Origin of the sequence: Enterobacter cloacae complex sp. P15RS (assembly GCF_014895905.1) — a bacterium.
Lineage (GTDB): Bacteria > Pseudomonadota > Gammaproteobacteria > Enterobacterales > Enterobacteriaceae > Enterobacter > Enterobacter quasihormaechei.
The window spans coordinates 92,004-113,534 of the sequence record NZ_JADBQL010000025.1 but is presented as its reverse complement, the minus strand read 5'-3'; the positions used below and the strand labels follow the sequence as shown (position 1 = coordinate 113,534).

The window sequence follows — 21,531 nt, the reverse complement described above, 5'->3', positions numbered from 1 at the left end:
TCGGTTGGATAGTTAATTTGGCGAGATTATACGATGATCAAACAAAGGACACTTAAACGTATCGTTCAGGCGACGGGTGTCGGTTTACATACCGGCAAGAAAGTCACACTGACGTTACGCCCTGCGCCGGCCAATACCGGGGTCATCTATCGTCGCACCGACTTGAATCCACCGGTAGATTTTCCGGCCGATGCCAAATCTGTGCGTGATACTATGCTCTGTACTTGTCTGGTGAACGAGCATGACGTGCGGATTTCTACCGTAGAGCACCTGAACGCCGCCCTGGCGGGTCTGGGTATCGACAACATTATTGTTGAAGTCGATGCGCCAGAAATCCCGATCATGGACGGGAGTGCTGCTCCGTTCGTTTATTTGCTGCTGGATGCCGGCATCGAAGAACTGAACTGCGCGAAGAAATTTGTTCGCATTAAAGAGACCGTTCGCGTCGAAGATGGCGACAAATGGGCTGAATTCAAACCGTACAATGGTTTCTCGTTGGACTTCACCATCGATTTTAACCACCCGGCGATTGATTCCAGCACCCAGCGCTACGCGATGAACTTCTCTGCGGATGCGTTTATGCGTCAGATCAGCCGAGCGCGTACTTTCGGCTTCATGCGTGATATCGAATATTTGCAGTCCCGCGGCCTGTGCCTGGGCGGCAGCTTCGATTGTGCCATCGTTGTTGACGATTATCGCGTACTGAACGAAGACGGCCTGCGTTTTGAAGATGAATTTGTTCGTCACAAAATGCTGGATGCGATCGGCGACCTCTTCATGTGTGGTCACAATATCATTGGTGCCTTTACCGCGTTTAAATCCGGTCATGCACTGAACAACAAACTGTTGCAGGCAGTCCTGGCAAAACAGGAAGCCTGGGAATATGTGACCTTCGAAGACGAAGCTGAACTGCCGCTGGCGTTCAAAGCACCGACTATGGTCCTGGCGTAACGGTTAAACCCGTTTCGTAAGAAAAGCGACTGGTTCACCTGGTACTCTCTCCGACCAGGGAAGCCAGTCGTTTTTATTTCTGCCTTTCTTTGATTTGCCCCTCTCACCCCTGGCGCGTGTCAGGTGCCGAATAACGGTGTGTTCGCTGCATTATTGACCGTTTTTACCTGCTGCAAGGTGTCATTCCTGCTGCCGTGTATTGGCTTTAGTGGTAATATCTGGGCGCTAAAAAAAGAATAACTGAATTCAGCCTGCACCGGCGGGCGAACGTGGTGGAGCAAGTGAGCGGAATACTGACGCGCTGGCGACAATTTGGCAGACGTTACTTCTGGCCGCATCTCTTATTAGGGATGGTCGCGGCGAGTCTCGGCTTGCCTGTGCTCAGCAACAGTGCAGACGCGGCAACGCCAGCACGTTCCACGACGACCAAACACGATCTCACCACGCGGGTTAATTTTACTAATCTCGCCTGGCTTGAAGCCAGCCGTCGTCCCAATTTCTCCGTTGATTACTGGCAGCAACACGCCATTCGCACGGTCATCCGCCATCTGTCGTTCGCGATGGCGCCGCAGACGATGCCTGTTGCTGAAGAAACGCTGCCGGTTCAGGCCCAGCATCTTGCCCTGCTCGATACGCTTAATGCGCTGCTGACGCAGGACAATCAGCCGCCTGTGGCCGTAAGCCAGACGGCACAAACCGATTTTGTTCCCCCTTCCTCCTTCTCTGTTTCGACATGGATTAGCCAGGTTCACGGCATCCGTGCCGGGCCTCTGCGCCTCAGCTAAATTAATCTTTTTCAATACCTTAATTTATCTGCCCGTCTGGGGCGTTTGAGAATTTATTATGCTAATCAAATTATTAACCAAAGTTTTTGGTAGTCGTAACGATCGTACCCTGCGCCGTATGCGCAAAGCTGTAAACGTCATCAACGGTATGGAACCGGCGATGGAGAAGCTCTCTGATGATGAGCTGAAGGCGAAAACAGCGGAGTTCCGCGCGCGCCTGGAAAAAGGCGAAACCTTAGAAAGCCTGATCCCGGAAGCCTTTGCCGTCGTTCGTGAGGCGAGTAAGCGTGTGTTTGGCATGCGTCACTTCGACGTACAGCTGCTGGGCGGCATGGTGCTCAATGAGCGCTGCATCGCGGAAATGCGTACCGGTGAAGGTAAAACTCTGACCGCTACGCTGCCGGCCTACCTGAACGCGCTGACCGGGAAAGGCGTTCACGTTGTTACCGTCAACGACTACCTGGCGCAGCGTGACGCCGAAAACAACCGTCCACTGTTCGAATTCCTGGGCATGACCGTCGGCATTAACATGTCCGGCCTGCCAGCACCTGCCAAGCGTGAAGCCTATAACGCGGATATTACTTACGGAACGAACAACGAATACGGCTTCGACTACCTGCGCGACAACATGGCGTTCAGCCCGGAAGAGCGCGTCCAGCGTAAGCTGCACTATGCGCTGGTGGATGAGGTTGACTCCATTCTGATCGATGAAGCGCGTACCCCGCTTATCATCTCCGGCCCGGCCGAAGACAGCTCCGAGATGTACCGTAAAGTCGACAAAATCATTCCACACCTGCTGCGTCAGGAGAAAGAAGACTCCGATACCTTCCAGGGTGAAGGTCACTTCTCCGTGGATGAAAAAGCGCGCCAGGTGAACCTGACCGAACGCGGTCTGGTGAAAATCGAAGAGCTGCTGGTGGCTGAAGGCATTATGGAAGAGGGCGAGTCCCTGTATTCCCCAAGCAACATCATGCTGATGCACCACGTGACCGCCGCACTGCGCGCGCACGCGCTGTTCACCCGCGACGTTGACTATATCGTGAAAGACGGTGAAGTCATCATCGTCGATGAACACACCGGTCGTACCATGCAGGGCCGTCGCTGGTCCGATGGCCTGCACCAGGCCGTGGAAGCGAAAGAAGGCGTGGACATTCAAAACGAAAACCAGACGCTGGCATCCATCACCTTCCAGAACTACTTCCGTCTGTACGAGAAGCTGGCGGGGATGACCGGTACCGCAGATACCGAAGCGTTTGAGTTCAGCTCTATTTACAAGCTGGATACCGTGGTGGTGCCAACCAACCGTCCAATGATCCGTAAGGACATGCCGGACCTGGTGTACATGACCGAAGCGGAAAAAATTCAGGCGATCATCGAAGATATTCGCGATCGCACTGCGAAGGGGCAGCCGGTTCTGGTGGGGACTATCTCCATCGAGAAATCCGAAGTGGTGTCTAACGAGCTGACCAAAGCGGGCATTAAACACAACGTACTGAACGCTAAGTTCCACGCAAAAGAAGCGGATATCGTAGCTCAGGCGGGTTATCCGGCTGCCGTGACCATCGCCACCAACATGGCGGGTCGTGGTACCGATATTATGCTCGGCGGTAGCTGGCAGGCTGAAGTCGCAGAGCTGGAAAACCCAACGCCAGAGCAAATCGCGCAGATCAAAGCCGACTGGCAGGTGCGTCACGACGCGGTGCTGGCATCCGGTGGTCTGCACATCATTGGTACCGAGCGTCACGAATCTCGTCGTATCGATAACCAGCTGCGTGGCCGTGCGGGCCGTCAGGGTGATGCCGGTTCTTCCCGTTTCTACCTGTCTATGGAAGATGCGCTGATGCGTATTTTCGCCTCCGACCGCGTGTCCGGCATGATGCGTAAACTGGGCATGAAGCCAGGTGAAGCCATTGAGCACCCGTGGGTGACTAAAGCGATTGCCAACGCCCAGCGTAAAGTGGAAAGCCGCAACTTCGATATTCGTAAGCAGCTGCTGGAATATGATGACGTGGCCAACGACCAGCGTCGTGCAATCTACACCCAGCGTAACGAACTGCTGGACGTGTCTGACGTGAGCGAAACCATCAACAGCATTCGTGAAGATGTGTTCAAAGCCACTATCGACGCGCACATTCCGCCGCAGTCTCTGGAAGAGATGTGGGATATCGAAGGCTTGCAGGAACGTCTGAAAAATGACTTCGACCTCGAGCTGCCAATCAAAGAGTGGCTGGACAAAGAGCCTGAGCTGCACGAAGAGACGCTGCGCGAGCGTATCTACGAAACCGCGCTGGACGTTTACAAGCGTAAAGAAGAAGTGGTTGGCGCTGAGATGATGCGTCACTTCGAGAAAGGCGTTATGTTGCAGACGCTGGATTCCCTGTGGAAAGAGCACCTTGCGGCAATGGACTACCTGCGTCAGGGTATCCACCTGCGTGGTTATGCGCAGAAAGATCCGAAGCAGGAGTACAAGCGTGAATCCTTCGCCATGTTTGCTGCCATGCTGGAATCGCTGAAGTATGAAGTCATCAGCACCCTGAGCAAAGTTCAGGTGCGTATGCCGGAAGAGGTGGAAGCGATGGAGCAGCAGCGCCGTGAAGAAGCTGAGCGTCTGGCGCAGATGCAGCAGCTGAGCCACCAGACCGATGAAAGCGAAGCCGCAGCGGCAATCGCCGCGCAGACGGGCGATCGTAAGGTCGGTCGTAACGATCCGTGCCCATGCGGTTCCGGCAAAAAATACAAGGCGTGCCACGGCCGCCTGAGCTAAGACATAACCACTCGAAAAGGCGCAGACTTCTGCGCCTTTTTTATGGACGTGACACGATGAAAACACTGCAAATTGCTGTCGGGATCATTCGCAACCCGCAAAATCAGATCTTTATAACCCAACGCGCCGCCGATGCGCACATGGCGAACAAATGGGAATTTCCGGGCGGGAAAATTGAATCCGGTGAAACACCGGAGCAGGCGCTGGTGCGCGAGCTTCAGGAAGAGGTCGGCATTACTCCGCTTGGCGCAACGCTGTTTGATAAGCTGGAATACCAGTTTCCGGACAGGCACATCACGCTGTGGTTCTGGCTGGTGGAAAGCTGGGATGGGGAACCATGGGGTAAAGAGGGGCAACCGGGTGGCTGGGTTACGCTTCACGCGAGTGATGCCGAAAAATTTCCTCCGGCAAATGCGCCCGTCATATCCCGGCTAACGGGCAACCTGAAGGCCTGCTAAGCGAAGCGCCAGCAGGCTTTGAACGCTACTGCTGGTTCTCGCTCCAGTCATCGCTATCGGAGAGATCGCCTTCGCTGGGAATGCGTTTCTCTTCCGCCGCCCATTCGCCCAGGTCTATAAGCTGACAGCGCTTGCAGCAGAACGGGCGAAACGGACTCACTTCTCCCCAGACGACAGTTTTCCCACAGGTTGGGCAGTTTACGGTGGTTACGTCAGACATCGGCACTCCTTAACAACAGGCCAGTTCAAAATCGAGGCGTTCCGGCACGGTGCCATGTTCAGTGTCCAGCGGCATGAAGCGGATCGCGAAACGGCTTTTATGCCCGGAAATTTGCGGGTAAAGCTGCTCGCCAAGAGCCAGATTCAGACGCAGAAGATCGGCGTCGTCGCCGTTGTCCTGATAGAAACCGTTGAGACTGGTTTGCTTGCGGAACGGGGCAGAGTTACGCACAAGATCGAGGATCAGCGATAACGTCTGGTTCATCGGCTCCAGGCTGCCCAGCCAGCTGTTTACCTGACGATCGCGCTGCTCCTGCGGCATGTGCAACCACATATGCAGCGTTGGCAGGTCAAAGCTACAGCACCCGCCCGGTATGCTCAGGCGCTGGCGCACCAGCGCAATGAGACGGTCCTCTCGTAAAAACTGCCCAACGCGCGGCGCAGCCATCAGCGTTGTGCTGCTGTTTTTCAGCTGCTGGCGTAGAGCGTCGATGCGACTTTGATCGACGCCCGGGACTTCGGCCCAGGCCTGCAATTTACGCTGCTGGCGCTCCAGCTCTTTCAACAGCTCCGTGCGGACATCGCCGCGTTCAATCACATCCAGCAGATCGCCCACGTTGCGGAAAAAATGCAGCGCGGTGGCGTGATCGTTGACGGGCAGATGTTGTGAAAGCTGTTGAATAAGGAATTCTATGCGTAGCCAGGTACGCATTTTTTCGTTAAGCGGGTGCTCAAAAAGGATATGAGTCGACATTATGGTTTTTCCTGTGCAACGGCCTGCGCGGCGAAGGTCAGATACTGCGCGTGCAGACGAGCAACATCCGATGCAATGGCATCTGGTGCGCCGTTATTATCAATAACATCATCCGCAACGGCGAGGCGCGCTTCGCGCGTGGCCTGTGCGGCAAGAATTTGTTCAGCATGCTCGCGTGAAACGTGGTCACGCGCCATGGTTCTCTGGATTTGCGTTTCGCGGGAAACGTCAATCACCAGCGTTCTGTCTGCTTTATTATGAAGCTGATTTTCAACCAGTAACGGGACCACCCACAACACATAGGGCGAACGGGCTGCGGCAATTTGACGCTGGGTTTCCTGGTGGATAATGGGGTGGAGCAGGGCATTAAGCCAGGCTTTTTCCACAGGATCGGAAAATATGCACTCGCGCAGCTGCCGACGATTCAGGGTGCCGTCAGCCTGTATAACACTGCGACCAAAATGCGCTTCGATGGCGTTTAAGGCGGGTGTATTGGGTTCTACCACCTGACGGGCAATGATGTCGGCATCGATAATCGTGATGCCGAGACGAGCAAACGCCTGCGCAACGGTGCTTTTACCACTACCGATGCCGCCGGTTAATGCGACGATATACCCCATTAAATCGGATCCTGGGAATTATTCATTTTTAAAATCAGTTGCTTAAAATTCAAACTTACAACAGCCAATGTTTAGCTCTCTTTACCCGCTTTTTACCAGGTAAATTTATAGGATTGTAGCGTAAAAAAAGAGAATTTCGCAGTCTTGCGGAGCAGGTATTAGTGCGTATGATAGCGTCACTGGAGTTGTGCTTTTAATAAATTTGCCTCTAACCCCAGGAATCCGCACATGCGTATCGAAGAAGATCTGAAGTTAGGTTTTAAAGACGTTCTTATCCGCCCTAAACGCTCTACACTGAAAAGTCGCTCAGACGTTGAACTTGAACGTCAATTCACCTTTAAGCATTCCGGTCAGACGTGGTCTGGCGTGCCGATTATCGCGGCCAACATGGACACGGTCGGGACCTTCGAGATGGCGACCGCACTGGCGCAATTCGACATCCTTACTGCGGTACACAAACACTACAGCCCTGAGGAGTGGAATGCGTTTGTCGCCTCTGCTACTGCTGACGTGGTGAAGCATGTGATGGTCTCGACCGGTACGTCTGATGCCGACTTCGAGAAAACCAAACAGATCCTGAACGCGAATCCTGCGCTGAATTTTGTCTGCATTGACGTGGCAAACGGGTATTCCGAGCATTTCGTCCAGTTCGTCAGCAAGGCGCGTGAAGCCTGGCCAACCAAAACCATCATCGCGGGCAACGTGGTGACCGGTGAAATGTGTGAAGAGCTGATTCTCTCCGGTGCCGACATTGTGAAAGTGGGCATTGGCCCGGGGTCCGTATGCACCACGCGCGTGAAAACCGGTGTGGGTTATCCGCAGCTGTCTGCGGTCATTGAATGCGCTGACGCCGCGCACGGTCTGGGCGGCCAAATCATCAGCGACGGTGGCTGCACCATGCCGGGCGATGTCGCGAAAGCCTTTGGCGGCGGCGCAGACTTCGTGATGCTCGGCGGCATGCTGGCAGGCCACGAAGAGAGCGGCGGTACCGTGGTGGAAGAAAACGGCGAGAAATTCATGCTGTTCTACGGTATGAGCTCTGAATCTGCGATGACCCGTCACGTGGGTGGCGTAGCCAAATACCGTGCGGCGGAAGGCAAAACCGTTAAGCTGCCGCTGCGTGGCCCGGTCGAGAACACGGCGCGCGATATTCTCGGCGGTCTGCGCTCCGCCTGTACCTACGTTGGGGCTTCCCGCCTGAAAGAGCTGACTAAACGCACGACGTTTATCCGCGTTCAGGAGCAGGAAAACCGCGTATTTAATAGCCTCTGACGGCTACGGCTGGCGCGCGTCCGTGCGCCAGCGCTACCCCACGCTCATTGCATCCCCCAGATGAAAAATCGGCAGATACATTGCCACCACCAGCGTGCCGATAATCAGTCCCGTCACGACAAGTAACAGAGGCTCAAGCAGCGCCGCCAGATTGTCCGCCTGCTGAAATGTCTGCTCCGTATGGTGACGGGCCAGATTCATCAGCATTACATCAAGCGAACCCGATATTTCGCCGGTGCGAATGAGCTGAATACACAGTGGCGTAAAAACAGAGGCCTTCTGGAAGGAGGACCACACGGGCATGCCCTGTTCGATATTGCTGCGTATCGCGCGAAGTTTCTCCTGCCAGTAGCCACGCTCAACGATCTCCTCCACGCTTTCCAGCCCTTGTAAAAAGGTAATGCCGGCCTGCTGGGTTAATGACAGCACGGTAAAAATTTGTCCCAGCTTTTGTCCGCGCGTCAGCGTGCCCATTACCGGTACGTGTAACAAGACATACTGCCAGTGCGGGTGCTGCCGCAGTTTACAGGCGATGATAGCCAATATGATGAGCAGGGCGACAAGGGTAAGAATATGCGTCTGAACAAAGGTCGCCAGCCCCATGACTGCCTGCGTGAGCAAAGGGAGCGGGGTGTTAAACGTTTTGTAGATTGCAGCAAACTCAGGCAACACCAGCGTGACCATGGCCAGCACCACGAAAACGGCCAGCGTCAGAATGATCGTTGGATAGCGCAGCGCTTTCTTTACCTTTGCATTGAGCTGCTGCTGGGATTTCTGCTGCTGCGCAAGCTGACGGCAGCACGCTTCGAGCTTTCCCGTTAGCTCACCCGTTTTCACCATGGAGACATACAGAGGGCTGAACACCTCTGGCCATTTCTTCATGGCCTCTGACAGGGCACAGCCTTCACTGAGGTCATCAGCAAGACTGTGCAGCAGCGCCTGCCACTGTTTCAAAGGATGCTGTTCCGCCAGCATTTGCAGGCTTTGGGACAGCGTGAGTCCGGCCTGTAACAGCGTGGCGAGCTGGCGAAAAATCTCGTAGCAGTGCTGCACCTGCCATCGGTGGCGTCCCTGACAGCGCTTGAGCGCCAGCGGGTGCAGCTGTTTAAGCACCAGTGCGGTGAAAGCTGCGTCACGGTCGATGGCCCAGAGGGTGCCCGTTTGCACGTCCCCCTCGGGGGTAAGAGCACGCCAGCGCCAGAGCGAATTAGCAGCCATCGGGCATTCCCAGTACGCGCAACAGCTCTTCGAGCGTGGTCAGCCCTTGCTCCACGGCCATGCAGCCATGCTCAAACAAAGAGGCCATTCCCGCCTGTCGTGCGCTGGAGCCGATCACCTCCGTACTTGCTCCGCTGGCAATGGCCTGACGGAGCGCATCGTCGATGACCAGCACTTCAAAAATGGCTACGCGACCGTAAAAACCGTGATAGCAGCGATCGCAGCCGGTGGGTTGCCAGCGAGGAAGCGGACGGGGCCACAGCGTGCGCGGCAGTTCGGCGTGGCGGCTGGTTTCCTGCCGGCAGTACGGACATAAACGGCGTACCAGCCGCTGGGCAATTACCATCGAGAGCGCCGAGGAGATCATCCAGCGTGCGACGCCCATCTGTTGCAGCCTGACCAGCGTTTCAGTCGTCGAGTTAGTATGAAGGGTGGACAGCACCAGATGCCCGGTTTGCGCGGCCTTAATCGCAATTTCTGCCGTTTCGCCGTCGCGAATTTCACCCACCATAATGATGTCAGGATCCTGCCTGAGCAGCGCGCGCAGCACGCTCTGAAAGGTCAGCCCCGCGCGCGGATTAATCTGCGTCTGGTTTAAGCCTGCAAGGGGAATTTCCACCGGATCTTCCACGCTGCAAATATTGACGTCAGGGGTATTCCGGGCCTGCAACGCGCTGTACAGCGTCACCGTTTTCCCGCTACCGGTCGGGCCGGTGACCAGAATTAAACCCTGAGGGCTGTTAAGCACTCCGGCAAAACGGGCCTGCTGGTCTGCGCTCATTCCCAGCTGTTCAAGTTCCAGAGCTTGCTGTACCTGATGAAGCAGGCGGAGCACGATTTTTTCTCCACCGCTACAGGGAAGGGTTGCGATACGAAAAGAGACGGGGACGCTTGCCAGCTCCACCGTAAACTGACCGTCCTGCGGCAGCCGACGCTCTGCAATATCCAGCTGGCCCAGCACCTTCAGGCGTGCGGCAAGCGTCGTCTCGAGGGCGGCAGGGATCGGCGGCTGCGGGTAGAGAACGCCGTCAATTCGCAACCGGATCTGGTAGCCGTTGTCGGTCGGTTCAATATGGATGTCGGAGGCACGCTGGTTTACTGCCTGCTGCAACGTTGTGTTGAGCACATCTGCGGCTGAGTTTGGCGCTATGCCCGGCAGATGGGATAATGAGACGGGCTGTAGCCGTTTTTCCATCCGCTCGGCCGTCCAGCACTCGATATCAATACGCTTCTGTGTGGCGAAGCGTAACGCCTCCATCAGCTCAGAGGCAGGGTTACCCACTACCGCAATGCTGATCGTGTCGGTGTCGCTTGCGAGCAGCAGTGCATGATGGCGCTGACAGAGTGTCATAAGCTGTTCGGTATTCATTGCCCACTCCTGTCAGTTGGTGTCGAAGCGGAAAACATCTTCACAGGCTTGTCTGAGCGCACTGTCGGACGCAATTTTGCAGTCGCGCGTCCAGCCCGTCATACCGTTACCGTCGCTCCAGATCGGCGTCATCAGCACTTCGAGTCCGTTAAGACTTTCCTGCCCTGTTAACGATACGACCCCCTTCGCCACGCTCATCGCCGAAACGTAACGCGTGGTTGTCGGAGAGGGAATGCCATTGGTGCCTGCGTCGCAGCGATCCACGCCCCCCCGATCCAGGGCGCAAAGCTCAATGGCGGTACGGTAGGGAATGAACGTTTGCAGCATATCGGTGAGCGCCGCTTTTCGCAGGTAGTTCTGGTAGGCCGGGACGCCAATCGCGCTCAGGATGGCAATAATGCCAATGACGACCATTAGCTCAATCAGCGTAAATCCTTGTTGTCTGTTCATGTCTGCTCCTTACGTTAGGTGGCGCTACTCTGGCAGTGCCGGGACGCAGAAACGAGGGGCAAAAGCGTGAACGTGAAGGGGCTTTCAGGGAAATGATTCAGCGTTGCAGAGATGGACAGCGTAATTGCGAGCGGTTTCGTATTTCCCCCCTCCGGGCGGAGAGGGGAAGGGCAAATTATTTGAAGCGCATCGAGAGGTCGAGGGCGCGTACGTGCTTGGTCAGCGCGCCAACGGAGATGTAGTCGACGCCGGTTTCAGCAAATTCGCGGAGGGTGTCGAACGTCACGTTGCCGGACACCTCCAGCTGCGCCTGGCCGTTTGTGCGTTTGACCGCTTCACGCATCTGCTCCGTGTCGAAGTTATCGAGCATGATGATGTCAGCCCCCGCCTTAATGGCCTCGTCCAGCTCGTCCAGATTTTCCACTTCTACTTCGACCGGCACATCCGGATGCAGCCAGAAGGCTTTTTCTACTGCCTTGCGCACCGAGCCGGAGGCAATAATGTGGTTCTCTTTGATCAGGAAGGCGTCGGATAACCCCAGACGATGGTTTGCGCCGCCGCCGCAGAGCACGGCGTATTTCAGCGCGGTGCGCAGGCCCGGCAGGGTTTTACGGGTGTCCAGCAGCTGCGTGCGGGTACCTGCCAGCAGGTCAACGTAGCGGCGCACTTCACTGGCGACGCCAGAGAGCGTTTGCACAAAGTTGAGCGCGGTGCGTTCGCCGGTCAGCAAGACGCGGGCCGGACCGTCCAGCTCGAAAAGGGGCTGATTCGCACTGACCGCATCACCGTCGTCAACGTGCCATGTTACCTGCACCTCGTCGCCCGCCAGCTGGGTAAAGACCTCCTCAACCCAGCGTTTGCCGCAAAATACGCCGTCTTCGCGGGTGATGATGACCGCGTGCGAGCGTGTCTCTTTTGGCAACAATTGGGCGGTAATATCGTTATCGGCGCTGACGTCGCCGCCCAAGTCTTCTTTCAGAGCATGGGCAACGCTTGTCGGAATATCACTATTAATACGTTCCAGAAGCGCGTCACGTCGGTGGTCGGGGTTATAGCGGCGAGGCGGCATGATAAAACTCCAAATTGGTAACGAATCATAATATTGAAACATGCTACTCTGAACCGAGTAACAGCACCATAGATAAGGAGTTCCAGCATGTTGTTAGAAAACGGATGGCTGGTGGACGCGCGACATGTACCGTCGCCGCACCACGATTGCCGCCCGGAGGATGAAAAACCCACACTGCTGGTGGTTCATAATATTAGTCTCCCGCCGGGTGAATTTGGCGGTCCGTGGATCGACGCGTTATTCACTGGAACGATAGATCCCGATGCCCACCCTTTCTTTGCTGAGATTGCACACCTGCGCGTATCGGCGCACTGCCTGATCCGTCGTGACGGCGAAGTGGTTCAGTATGTTCCCTTTGATAAGCGAGCCTGGCATGCGGGCGTGTCGATGTACAAAGGACGCGAGCGCTGCAACGATTTTTCCATTGGAATAGAGCTGGAAGGCACCGACACCACGCCTTACACCGATGCGCAATATCAGAAACTGGCTGCTGTGACGCAAACGTTAGTCGGGCTTTATCCCGCCATTGCAGACAATATTACGGGGCACAGCGACATCGCCCCCGAAAGAAAAACTGACCCCGGCCCGGCGTTTGACTGGTCCCGGTTTCACGCCATGCTTACCACGTCGTCAGATAAGGAGATAACATGACGTTGTTTACCATGCTGCTGGTTATGATCGCCGAACGCCTGTTTAAGCTCGGCGAGCACTGGCATCTGGATCACCGGCTGGAAGTGTTATTCCGCCGCATCAGGCATTTTTCCATGCTACGCACGCTGCTGATGACGGCCGGTGTGATGGTCATTACCTTCCTGCTGCTGCGCGCGCTTTACGGTCTCTTTTTCAACGTGCCGCTGCTGGTGGTGTGGATCCTGCTGGGCGTGCTGTGCATCGGCGCGGGCAAGGTGCGTATGCACTATCATGCCTACCTGAAAGCCGCCTCACGGGACGATGCCCACGCGCGCGGCGCGATGGCAAGCGAGCTGACGATGATCCACGGCGTGCCGCCGGACTGCGATGAACGCGAGTTCCTGCGCGAGCTGCAAAACGCGCTGCTGTGGATCAACTTCCGTTATTACCTGGCGCCGCTGTTCTGGTTTGTGGTGGGCGGCCCGTGGGGGCCGGTTCTGCTGATGGGCTATGCGTTCCTGCGCGCCTGGCAGACCTGGCTTGCCCGTTATCTGACCCCGCATGAGCGTTTGCTTTCCGGCATTGATGCCATTCTGCACGTGCTTGACTGGATCCCGGTGCGTCTGGTGGGCGTGGTCTATGCCCTTATCGGTCACGGCGAAAAAGCGCTGCCCGCGTGGTTTGCCTCCCTTGCGGACCGCCATACGTCGCAGTATCAGGTGTTAACCCGCCTGGCGCAGTTCTCGCTGGCGCGTGAGCCGCACGCGGACAAAGTCGAAACGCCAAAAGCAGCCGTCTCGATGGCGAAGAAAACGTCGTTTGTAGTGGTGGTGGTTGTGGCGCTGTTGACGATTTACGGCACGCTGGTCTAAGCCAGCGCGCCGAAGCCGTTACAGCGTATCCGCAGGCGGGATGCCGAAATCAGGCATCCCGTTTTCGTCCCAGCGGACGCGCTTCAGGCGAGTGTGGCGATTGGGATCGTACAGCGGATCGCCTTCAATTTCAGTGTAGTTTCGCGCGTGGTAGACCAGCACATCGTCGCCCTCAGGGGTCTGCGTAAAGCTATTATGGCCTGGCCCATACTGCCGGTTTTCATAGCTGGTGACGAACACCGGGCGCGGGGATTTCTGCCAGTTAGCCGGGTTTTGCGGATCGGCGTTCACGTCTATCCACAGTAATCCCATGCAGTAGTTCTCGTCGGTGGCGCTGGCGGAGTAGCTGATAAACAGCTTATCGCCGTGGAACAGCACTGCCGGGCCTTCGTTAACCCAGAACCCGCGGCACTCCCAGTCATATTCCGGCTTGCTGAGCATCACCGGTTCGCCCTTCAGCGTCCACGGATTTTTCATTTCACACAGGTAAAGATTGGAGTTACCGGAAATATCCGGGTCTTTTTGCGCCCACAGGTACCAGCGTTTGCCCTGATGAACAAAGGTGGTGGCGTCCAGCGCGAAGGTGTCGAAAGGCGTTTTGATTTGCCCTTTTTCCACCCACGACCCGGTGAGCGGATCGCCGTCGGCGCACGCCAGCGCAAACATGCGGTGCTGGAACATCCCCAGCTTGTCGAGCGCCTGCGTATGCGTGGCGGCAAAATAGATGTACCACTTGTCGTCAATGTGGTGCAGTTCAGGTGCCCAGATTAGCTGGCTCATCGGGCCGGCGTCAGGCTTGCGCCAGACCACCACCTCTTCGGCATCGCGTAAACCTTCCAGCGAGTCCGCGCGGCGGATCGCCAGCCGATCGTACTCCGGCACGGAGGCGATAAAGTAATATTGCCCGTCGTGGCGCAGGATGTACGGGTCGGCGCGTTGTTCAATAAACGGGTTTGGCCAGGTTTGCATTCGGCTTTCCTTATTTAGTCTCAGCGGCGCTGATTTCCTGATACTCGTTCAGCTCGCGATAGTTAATGCGGCGCTTCTCCAGGTCTTCCTGGATCCGCTTCATCGTCTCCCGGTCAACCTTCAGCAGACGCACCACGCCAGCGGTAATGAGATACCCGACGCCCGGAATGACGGTAAAGAGCAGCACGATGCCGTTGATGGCATCCGCGCTCTGCGCTTTCGCCCCCGCGTCGTAACCGTACCAGGAGAGCAGGAAGCCCACCATCGCCCCGGCAATCGCCAGGCCCAGCTTGAGGAAGAAGATGTTGCCGGAGAAGCTGATCCCGGTGATGCGCTTCCCGGTTTTCCACTCGCCGTAGTCATCCACGTCGGCCATCAGGGACCAGTGCAGCGGGGAGGGGATCTGGTGCAGGATGTTCAGCAGGATGTAGAGCACCACGATGGTGACGGTGGCTTTCGGGTCGAAGAAGTAGAAGGCGCAGGAGAAGATCGCCAGCGCGATGTTGGTCCAGAAGAAGACCTTCAGCTTACACCAGCGGTCGGTCAGCACTTTCGCCAGCATGCTGCCAAACATCATGCCGACAACGCCCAGGCTGATAAACAGCGTGGCAAAATGGGTGCTTTGACCCATTACCCAGGTAACGTAATACATGGTTGCCGCCATGCGGATAAAGCCCGGGCAGACGTTGCACAGCGTGAGCAGCAGAATACGCACCCACTGATCGTTCTTCCACACGTCCTTCAGATCATTTTTCAGCTCGTCATGGGTTTGCACCGCCGGTCGTACGCGCTCGCGCACGGTGGCGAAGCAGAACAGGAACATGCAGGTACCCACCAGCGCCAGCACGGTCATCGCCATCTGGTAGCCTTTGGCTTTGTTATCCCCGCCGAACCAGTCGGCCATCGGCAGCAGCGTTAAGGAGAGCAGCAGCGTGGCGATACCGACCATCACAAAACGATAGGACTGGCAGGCAACGCGCTCTTTCGGGTCGTTGGTGATCACGCCCCCGAGCGAGCAGTACGGGATGTTGATGGCGGTATAGGTCAGCGACAGCAGGAAATAGGTGACGAACGCATAGATAACCTTGCTGTTATAGCTCCAGTCGGGCGTGGTAAACATCAGGATGCTGAACAGCGCATAGGGGAAGGCAATCCACAGCAGCCATGGACGAAACCGGCCATATTTACTGCGGGTACGGTCGGCAATCGCGCCCATGATCGGGTCCGTTACGGCATCGATGACGCGTACAGAAAGCAGCAAAACGCCAACCAGCGCAGGCGCAAGACCAAAAATATCCGTATAAAAATAGTTAACAAATAACATGATGGCGCCAAAGATAATGTTGCATCCGGCGTCACCCATGCCATAGCCGATCTTTTCTTTTACTGACAGTTTGTTGTTATCCATCGACAGCTCTCCGGGTTTCGGTATGGAGAGAATTATTCGCTGGCAAACGAATATATGCGTTGCAGTATAAGGGCGGTGATATGGATGATTTTGCTGTTGGCGTGAATTTGTGAGGAAGGTAACAAGACGCTGCGCCCGGCAGGATGGGCGCAGCGAGAAAACACTTAGTGCGCTTTCACCGTTTTGGCATTTTTCTGCTTCACCAGATAGCCCACGCCGAGGATCGCAATCCAGACCGGGATCAGGTAAACGGAAATCGCCATGCCGGGGGTGATGAGCATGATAACCAGCACGGCCGCCATGAACACCAGGCAAACCCAGTTCCCCAGCGGATAGAGCAGGGCAGGGAAGCGAGTGGTTACGCCCTGCTGCTGCTTGGCGCGGCGGAACTTGATGTGCGCGAGGCTAATCATCGCCCAGTTGATCACCAGCGCGGAAACCACCAGCGCCATCAGCAGGCCGAAGGCCGATTCCGGGGCCAGGTAGTTAATCAGCACGCACAGCGCCGTCACGACCGCCGACACGATAATGGTGTTAACCGGTACGCCACGTTTATCAACGGTAAGCAACGCTTTCGGCGCGTTGCCCTGCTGCGCCAGGCCAAACAGCATACGGCTGTTGCAGTAAACACAGCTGTTATAAACAGAGAGCGCGGCGGTCAGCACCACGACGTTGAGCGCGTTCGCTACGAAGGTGTCGCCCAGCTCGTGGAAGATCAGCACGAACGGACTGGTATCCGCCGTGACGCGCGTCCATGGCAGCAGGGAGAGCAGTACTGCCAGGGAGCCCACATAGAAGATCAGAATACGGTAGATAACCTGGTTAGTGGCTTTCGGGATACTCTGCTCCGGGTTGTCGGCTTCGGCGGCGGTAATACCCACCAGCTCCAGACCGCCGAAGGAGAACATAATGATCGCCATCATCATCACCAGGCCGGTCATGCCATGCGGCAGGAAGCCACCCTGTTCCCAGAGGTTGCGTACGGTGGCCTGCGGGCCGCCGTTGCCGCTGAAGAGCAGCCAGCCGCCGAAGATGATCATCGCCACCACGGCAATGACTTTGATAATCGCAAACCAGAACTCCATCTCGCCGAACACTTTTACGTTGGTCAGGTTAATGGCGTTGATGATAACGAAGAAGGCCGCGGCTGACGCCCAGGTGGGGATCTCCGGATACCAGAACTGAATGTACTTCCCGACCGCGGTTAGCTCGGCCATGGCAACCAGAACGTACAGAACCCAGTAGTTCCAGCCGGAGGCGAAGCCCGCAAAGCTACCCCAGTATTTGTAGGCAAAGTGGCTGAACGAGCCTGCGACCGGCTCCTCGACGACCATTTCACCCAGCTGGCGCATAATCAGAAAAGCAATGAAACCCGCAATCGCGTAACCCAAAATAATGCCTGGACCGGCAGACTGGATTACGGATGCGCTGCCCAGAAACAGGCCAGTACCAATAGCACCGCCCAGGGCGATGAGCTGAATATGGCGGTTTTTAAGGCCGCGCTTTAGCTGATCGCCATGCTGTTGAGCTTCCATTTGAAACCTCGTGTGTGGTTGTTATGTTCACGCTGTGCGTGTGTAATTATGAAAGTCCATATTCTGTATTTATTTCTTTACGGTTAACGATACCGAAAAAAGCGGAGATGGCTTCCGTTAGCGCCAGAATAGTGGTAAGCGCAGCCGAATGCACCTGCTTTATGAAGGGATGAAGACGACTTGAATAAAAAGAAACCAATTGTAAATCGGTACGTTAACCCTTCATACCCAACCTATAGAATAGAAATGCTTCAAAAGCGGGCGAATTTTCATATTTTGCCCTGTTGAATCGCTTCAGATTGCAATAACCCTCGTTTAATTATGGTTAAAACTGCCTCTTTGGGAGTAACCATTTCATTTGTGCAAAGTTACATTCCTGAAACGTTAGTTCTGTAAGGTTGTTAAAATCTGCCGGGTTTACTGATTTCAATCAAAACCAATATGGACAGAAGGTGAATACTTTGTTACTTTAGCGATACGAACATGAAATTGGTAAGACCAATTGACTCCGGGCAAAAAGGCGTAAGACAGGGAATATGGCCTACAGCAAAATTCGCCAACCAAAACTTTCCGATGTGATTGAGCAGCAGCTGGAGTTTTTAATTCTCGAAGGGACACTGCGCCCGGGCGAGAAGCTCCCGCCAGAACGCGAGCTGGCCAAACAGTTCGACGTTTCACGTCCCTCTCTGCGTGAGGCGATTCAACGTCTCGAAGCAAAGGGCCTGTTGCTCCGTCGCCAGGGTGGCGGAACCTTTGTGCAAAACAGCCTGTGGCAGAGCTTCAGCGATCCGCTGGTCGAACTTCTCTCTGACCACCCAGAATCCCAGTTTGATCTGCTTGAGACCCGTCACGCGCTGGAAGGTATTGCGGCCTATTACGCCGCCCTTCGCAGCACTGATGAAGATCGCGTGCGTATTCGCGAGCTGCATCAGGCCATTGAACGGGCACAGCAGTCCGGCGATTTAGACGCCGAGTCCAGCGCCGTCGTCCAGTATCAAATTGCCGTCACCGAAGCAGCACACAACGTGGTGCTCCTCCATCTGCTACGCTGCATGGAGCCGATGCTGGCCCAGAACGTTCGTCAGAATTTTGAATTGTTGTATGCCCGTCGGGAGATGCTCCCGCTGGTAAGCAACCATCGCACCCGAGTATTCGAGGCGATAATGGCCGGGGAACCGGAGCAGGCGCGTGAAGCGTCGCACCGCCATCTGGCTTTCATTGAGGAAATCTTGCTGGACCGCAGCCGTGAACAATCGCGTCGCGAACGTTCATTACGCCGCATACAGCAACGAAAGGATTAAGCGCCAGGTACTTTTAGAGCGCGGCAACTAAACGCAGAACCTGTCTTATTGTGTTTTCTGGGGAAAATACAATGGGACAGGTTCCAGACAAATCAACGTATTAGATAGATAAGGAATACCCCCATGTCAGAACGTCTCCAAAATGACGTGGATCCGATCGAAACTCGCGACTGGCTACAGGCGATCGAATCGGTCATCCGTGAAGAAGGTGTTGAGCGCGCTCAGTATCTGATTGATCAGCTGCTTTCTGAAGCGCGCAAAGGCGGCGTGAAAGTGGCTTCAGGTGCAGGGGCTAACAACTACGTAAACACGATTGCCGTCGAAGACGAACCGGAATACCCGGGCAATCTGGATCTGGAACGCCGTATCCGTTCTGCTATCCGCTGGAACGCCATCATGACCGTTCTGCGCGCATCCAAGAAAGACCTGGAGCTGGGTGGCCACATGGCGTCCTTCCAGTCTTCAGCGACCGTTTACGAAGTGTGCTTCAACCACTTCTTCCGTGCAGCTAACGAGAAAGATGGCGGCGATCTGGTGTACTTCCAGGGCCACATCTCTCCGGGCATCTATGCGCGTGCCTTCCTGGAAGGTCGTCTGACTGAAGAGCAGATGAACAACTTCCGTCAGGAAGTTCACGGTAAAGGTCTGTCTTCTTACCCGCACCCTAAACTGATGCCTGAGTTCTGGCAGTTCCCGACCGTTTCTATGGGTCTGGGCCCAATCGGTGCGATCTACCAGGCTAAATTCCTGAAGTATCTGGAACACCGTGGTCTGAAAGACACCTCTGAGCAAACCGTTTACGCCTTCCTGGGCGACGGTGAAATGGATGAGCCAGAATCTAAAGGTGCGATCACCATCGCAACCCGTGAGAAGCTGGACAACCTGTGCTTCATCATCAACTGTAACCTGCAACGTCTGGATGGTCCGGTAACCGGTAACGGCAAGATCATCAACGAGCTGGAAGGCATCTTCGCGGGCGCTGGCTGGAACGTGATCAAAGTCATGTGGGGCGGTCGTTGGGATGAGCTGCTGCGTAAAGACACCAGCGGTAAGCTGATCCAGCTGATGAACGAAACCGTTGACGGCGACTACCAGACCTTCAAATCCAAAGACGGTGCGTACGTACGTGAGCACTTCTTCGGTAAATACCCTGAAACCGCAGCACTGGTTGCAGACTGGACTGACGAGCAGATCTGGGCCCTGAACCGTGGCGGTCACGATCCGAAGAAAGTCTACGCTGCACTGAAAAAAGCGCAGGAAACCAAAGGTAAAGCGACTGTAATCCTGGCCCACACCATCAAAGGTTACGGCATGGGTGATACCGCAGAAGGTAAAAACATCGCTCACCAGGTTAAGAAAATGAACATGGACGGCGTGCGTTACATCCGCGACCGTTTCAACGTTCCAGTGACCGATGAGCAGGTAGAAAACCTGTCTTACATCACCTTCCCGGAAGGTTCTGAAGAGCACAAGTACCTGCACGAACGTCGTCAGGCGCTGAAAGGCTACCTGCCTGCTCGTCAGCCTAACTTCACCGAGAAGCTGGAACTGCCAGCGCTGGAAGACTTCTCTCAGCTGCTGGAAGAGCAGAATAAAGAGATCTCCACCACCATCGCTTTCGTTCGTGCCCTGAACGTGATGCTGAAGAACAAGTCGATCAAAGATCGTCTGGTTCCAATCATCGCCGACGAAGCGCGTACTTTCGGTATGGAAGGTCTGTTCCGTCAGATCGGTATCTACAGCCCGAACGGCCAGCAGTACACCCCGCAGGACCGTGAGCAGGTTGCTTACTACAAAGAAGACGAGAAAGGTCAGATCCTTCAGGAAGGTATCAACGAGCTGGGTGCAGGCGCATCCTGGCTGGCTGCTGCGACCTCTTACAGCACCAACAACCTGCCGATGATCCCGTTCTACATCTACTACTCCATGTTCGGGTTCCAGCGTATCGGTGATCTGTGCTGGCAGGCAGGCGACCAGCAGGCTCGCGGCTTCCTGATCGGTGGTACTTCTGGTCGTACGACCCTGAACGGTGAAGGTCTCCAGCACGAAGATGGCCACAGCCATATTCAGTCTCTGACTATCCCGAACTGTATCTCTTACGATCCGTCCTACGCGTACGAAGTGGCAGTCATCATGCATGACGGCTTGCAGCGCATGTACGGCGAAGCGCAAGAGAACATTTACTACTACATCACCACCCTGAACGAAAACTACCACATGCCGGCAATGCCAGCAGGTGCCGAGGAAGGTATCCGTAAAGGTATCTACAAACTCGAAACCATTGAAGGTAGCAAAGGTAAAGTTCAGCTGCTGGGCTCCGGCTCTATCCTGCGTCACGTTCGTGAAGCAGCGCAGATCCTGGCGAAAGACTACGGCGTCGGTTCCGACGTGTACAGCGTTACCTCCTTCACTGAACTGGCGCGTGATGGCCAGGATTGTGAGCGCTGGAACATGCTGCACCCACTGGAAACCCCACGCGTTCCGTACATCGCTCAGGTGATGAACGACGCGCCAGCGGTGGCGTCTACTGACTATATGAAACTGTTCGCTGAGCAGGTTCGTACTTACGTTCCAGCTGATGATTATCGCGTACTGGGTACTGACGGCTTCGGTCGTTCTGACAGCCGCGAAAACCTGCGTCATCACTTCGAAGTTGATGCTTCCTACGTGGTGGTAGCAGCACTGGGCGAACTGGCTAAACGTGGCGAAATCGATAAGAAAGTGGTTGCGGACGCAATTACCAAATTCAACATCGATGCAGATAAAGTTAACCCGCGTCTGGCGTAAGAGGTAAAAGAATAATGGCTATCGAAATCAATGTACCGGACATCGGGGCTGATGAAGTTGAAATCACCGAGATCCTGGTCAAAGTGGGCGACAAAGTTGA

At 55.5% G+C, this 21,531-nt stretch carries 19 protein-coding genes and 1 pseudogene; 10 read left to right on the top strand and 10 right to left on the bottom strand.

Features of this window, described 5'->3' with window-relative positions; all coding sequences use genetic code 11:
* The first annotated feature begins 33 nt into the window (after positions 1-33).
* The 4 genes from lpxC (at position 34) to mutT (ending at position 4,958) form a co-directional block, all read left to right on the top strand.
* On the top strand, positions 34-951 hold the full coding sequence (gene lpxC / locus IM267_RS15925) for a UDP-3-O-acyl-N-acetylglucosamine deacetylase (protein WP_006810110.1): 918 nt from the start codon (positions 34-36) through the stop codon (positions 949-951).
* A 281-nt stretch (positions 952-1,232) separates the two neighbouring features.
* A complete protein-coding gene (gene secM, locus IM267_RS15920; RefSeq protein ID WP_074161027.1) occupies positions 1,233-1,736 on the top strand; it encodes a secA translation cis-regulator SecM in 504 nt (167 codons plus the stop codon).
* Positions 1,737-1,794: 58 nt separating this feature from the next.
* Positions 1,795-4,500: a preprotein translocase subunit SecA gene (gene secA, locus IM267_RS15915; protein ID WP_063450652.1), complete on the top strand. Its 2,706-nt coding sequence runs from the start codon at positions 1,795-1,797 to the stop codon at positions 4,498-4,500.
* A 56-nt stretch (positions 4,501-4,556) separates the two neighbouring features.
* Positions 4,557-4,958, top strand: a complete 402-nt coding sequence (gene mutT / locus IM267_RS15910; RefSeq protein WP_193033797.1) for an 8-oxo-dGTP diphosphatase MutT — start codon at positions 4,557-4,559, stop codon at positions 4,956-4,958.
* 25 nt (positions 4,959-4,983) lie between these two features.
* On the opposite strand, the gene yacG is transcribed toward mutT, so the two are convergent.
* The 3 genes from yacG to coaE are packed head-to-tail and all read right to left on the bottom strand — an operon-like array spanning position 4,984 to position 6,551.
* Entirely contained in the window at positions 4,984-5,178 is a 195-nt protein-coding gene (yacG, locus tag IM267_RS15905) for a DNA gyrase inhibitor YacG (protein ID WP_003856332.1), read from the bottom strand.
* Between the two features lie 9 nt (positions 5,179-5,187).
* A complete protein-coding gene (zapD, locus tag IM267_RS15900) occupies positions 5,188-5,931 on the bottom strand; it encodes a cell division protein ZapD (protein ID WP_193033796.1) in 744 nt (247 codons plus the stop codon).
* Complete coding sequence (gene coaE / locus IM267_RS15895) at positions 5,931-6,551, bottom strand: dephospho-CoA kinase (protein WP_193033795.1); 621 nt, start codon at positions 6,549-6,551, stop codon at positions 5,931-5,933. Before coaE ends, zapD begins: the two co-directional genes overlap by 1 nt.
* Before the next feature lie 228 nt (positions 6,552-6,779).
* Between coaE and IM267_RS15890 the strand changes: the two genes are divergently transcribed.
* Complete coding sequence (locus tag IM267_RS15890) at positions 6,780-7,823, top strand: GMP reductase (protein ID WP_131636674.1); 1,044 nt, start codon at positions 6,780-6,782, stop codon at positions 7,821-7,823.
* A gap of 33 nt (positions 7,824-7,856) precedes the next feature.
* On the opposite strand, the gene hofC is transcribed toward IM267_RS15890, so the two are convergent.
* The 4 genes from hofC to nadC form a co-directional block, all read right to left on the bottom strand.
* Positions 7,857-9,041 carry a protein transport protein HofC gene (gene hofC / locus IM267_RS15885; RefSeq protein WP_193033794.1) on the bottom strand — a complete coding sequence of 395 codons (1,185 nt, stop codon included), beginning with the start codon at positions 9,039-9,041 and terminating at the stop codon, positions 7,857-7,859.
* Positions 9,031-10,410 (bottom strand): type II secretion system protein GspE, encoded by a 1,380-nt coding sequence (gene gspE / locus IM267_RS15880; RefSeq protein ID WP_193033793.1) that lies wholly within the window; start codon positions 10,408-10,410, stop codon positions 9,031-9,033. Before gspE ends, hofC begins: the two co-directional genes overlap by 11 nt.
* Positions 10,411-10,422: 12 nt before the next feature.
* Positions 10,423-10,860, bottom strand: coding sequence for a prepilin peptidase-dependent pilin (gene ppdD, locus IM267_RS15875; RefSeq protein ID WP_131636677.1), 438 nt, complete (start codon positions 10,858-10,860; stop codon positions 10,423-10,425).
* 175 nt (positions 10,861-11,035) lie between these two features.
* The gene (gene nadC / locus IM267_RS15870; protein ID WP_063867463.1) at positions 11,036-11,929 is read right to left on the bottom strand and encodes a carboxylating nicotinate-nucleotide diphosphorylase; all 894 of its coding nucleotides are present in this window, start codon (positions 11,927-11,929) and stop codon (positions 11,036-11,038) included.
* Between the two features lie 87 nt (positions 11,930-12,016).
* Between nadC and ampD the strand changes: the two genes are divergently transcribed.
* Both ampD and ampE read left to right on the top strand, forming a co-directional pair.
* Positions 12,017-12,580, top strand: coding sequence for a 1,6-anhydro-N-acetylmuramyl-L-alanine amidase AmpD (gene ampD, locus IM267_RS15865; protein ID WP_193033792.1), 564 nt, complete (start codon positions 12,017-12,019; stop codon positions 12,578-12,580).
* Positions 12,577-13,431 (top strand): beta-lactamase regulator AmpE, encoded by an 855-nt coding sequence (gene ampE / locus IM267_RS15860; protein ID WP_064910129.1) that lies wholly within the window; start codon positions 12,577-12,579, stop codon positions 13,429-13,431. The genes ampD and ampE overlap by 4 nt, the downstream gene beginning before the upstream one ends.
* 18 nt (positions 13,432-13,449) lie before the next feature.
* On the opposite strand, the gene IM267_RS15855 is transcribed toward ampE, so the two are convergent.
* From IM267_RS15855 to aroP, 3 genes are all read right to left on the bottom strand, one after another.
* Positions 13,450-14,400, bottom strand: coding sequence for a family 43 glycosylhydrolase (locus IM267_RS15855; protein WP_193033791.1), 951 nt, complete (start codon positions 14,398-14,400; stop codon positions 13,450-13,452).
* A gap of 10 nt (positions 14,401-14,410) precedes the next feature.
* A complete protein-coding gene (locus tag IM267_RS15850) occupies positions 14,411-15,808 on the bottom strand; it encodes a glycoside-pentoside-hexuronide (GPH):cation symporter (RefSeq protein WP_193033790.1) in 1,398 nt (465 codons plus the stop codon).
* A gap of 164 nt (positions 15,809-15,972) precedes the next feature.
* Complete coding sequence (gene aroP, locus IM267_RS15845) at positions 15,973-17,343, bottom strand: aromatic amino acid transporter AroP (RefSeq protein ID WP_063450640.1); 1,371 nt, start codon at positions 17,341-17,343, stop codon at positions 15,973-15,975.
* A 536-nt stretch (positions 17,344-17,879) separates the two neighbouring features.
* Here aroP and pdhR point away from each other — a divergent pair.
* The 3 genes and pseudogenes from pdhR to IM267_RS21325 form a co-directional block, all read left to right on the top strand.
* Entirely contained in the window at positions 17,880-18,644 is a 765-nt protein-coding gene (pdhR, locus tag IM267_RS15840; protein ID WP_006173806.1) for a pyruvate dehydrogenase complex transcriptional repressor PdhR, read from the top strand.
* Between the two features lie 123 nt (positions 18,645-18,767).
* Positions 18,768-21,431, top strand: a complete 2,664-nt coding sequence (aceE, locus tag IM267_RS15835) for a pyruvate dehydrogenase (acetyl-transferring), homodimeric type (RefSeq protein ID WP_063867468.1) — start codon at positions 18,768-18,770, stop codon at positions 21,429-21,431.
* A 14-nt stretch (positions 21,432-21,445) separates the two neighbouring features.
* Positions 21,446-21,531, top strand: a pseudogene (locus IM267_RS21325) (hypothetical protein); the annotation flags it as partial.

Bases quoted from the DNA above. Each gene is read 5' to 3' on its own strand.
- lpxC (WP_006810110.1), top strand. From the start codon at position 34: ATGATCAAACAAAGGACACTTAAACGTATCGTTCAGGCGACGGGTGTC.
- secA (WP_063450652.1), top strand. From the start codon at position 1,795: ATGCTAATCAAATTATTAACCAAAGTTTTTGGTAGTCGTAACGATCGT.
- mutT (WP_193033797.1), top strand. From the start codon at position 4,557: ATGAAAACACTGCAAATTGCTGTCGGGATCATTCGCAACCCGCAAAAT.
- yacG (WP_003856332.1), bottom strand. From the start codon at position 5,178: ATGTCTGACGTAACCACCGTAAACTGCCCAACCTGTGGGAAAACTGTC.
- zapD (WP_193033796.1), bottom strand. From the start codon at position 5,931: ATGTCGACTCATATCCTTTTTGAGCACCCGCTTAACGAAAAAATGCGT.
- coaE (WP_193033795.1), bottom strand. From the start codon at position 6,551: ATGGGGTATATCGTCGCATTAACCGGCGGCATCGGTAGTGGTAAAAGC.
- IM267_RS15890 (WP_131636674.1), top strand. From the start codon at position 6,780: ATGCGTATCGAAGAAGATCTGAAGTTAGGTTTTAAAGACGTTCTTATC.
- hofC (WP_193033794.1), bottom strand. From the start codon at position 9,041: ATGGCTGCTAATTCGCTCTGGCGCTGGCGTGCTCTTACCCCCGAGGGG.
- gspE (WP_193033793.1), bottom strand. From the start codon at position 10,410: ATGAATACCGAACAGCTTATGACACTCTGTCAGCGCCATCATGCACTG.
- ppdD (WP_131636677.1), bottom strand. From the start codon at position 10,860: ATGAACAGACAACAAGGATTTACGCTGATTGAGCTAATGGTCGTCATT.
- nadC (WP_063867463.1), bottom strand. From the start codon at position 11,929: ATGCCGCCTCGCCGCTATAACCCCGACCACCGACGTGACGCGCTTCTG.
- ampD (WP_193033792.1), top strand. From the start codon at position 12,017: ATGTTGTTAGAAAACGGATGGCTGGTGGACGCGCGACATGTACCGTCG.
- ampE (WP_064910129.1), top strand. From the start codon at position 12,577: ATGACGTTGTTTACCATGCTGCTGGTTATGATCGCCGAACGCCTGTTT.
- IM267_RS15855 (WP_193033791.1), bottom strand. From the start codon at position 14,400: ATGCAAACCTGGCCAAACCCGTTTATTGAACAACGCGCCGACCCGTAC.
- IM267_RS15850 (WP_193033790.1), bottom strand. From the start codon at position 15,808: ATGGATAACAACAAACTGTCAGTAAAAGAAAAGATCGGCTATGGCATG.
- aroP (WP_063450640.1), bottom strand. From the start codon at position 17,343: ATGGAAGCTCAACAGCATGGCGATCAGCTAAAGCGCGGCCTTAAAAAC.
- pdhR (WP_006173806.1), top strand. From the start codon at position 17,880: ATGGCCTACAGCAAAATTCGCCAACCAAAACTTTCCGATGTGATTGAG.
- aceE (WP_063867468.1), top strand. From the start codon at position 18,768: ATGTCAGAACGTCTCCAAAATGACGTGGATCCGATCGAAACTCGCGAC.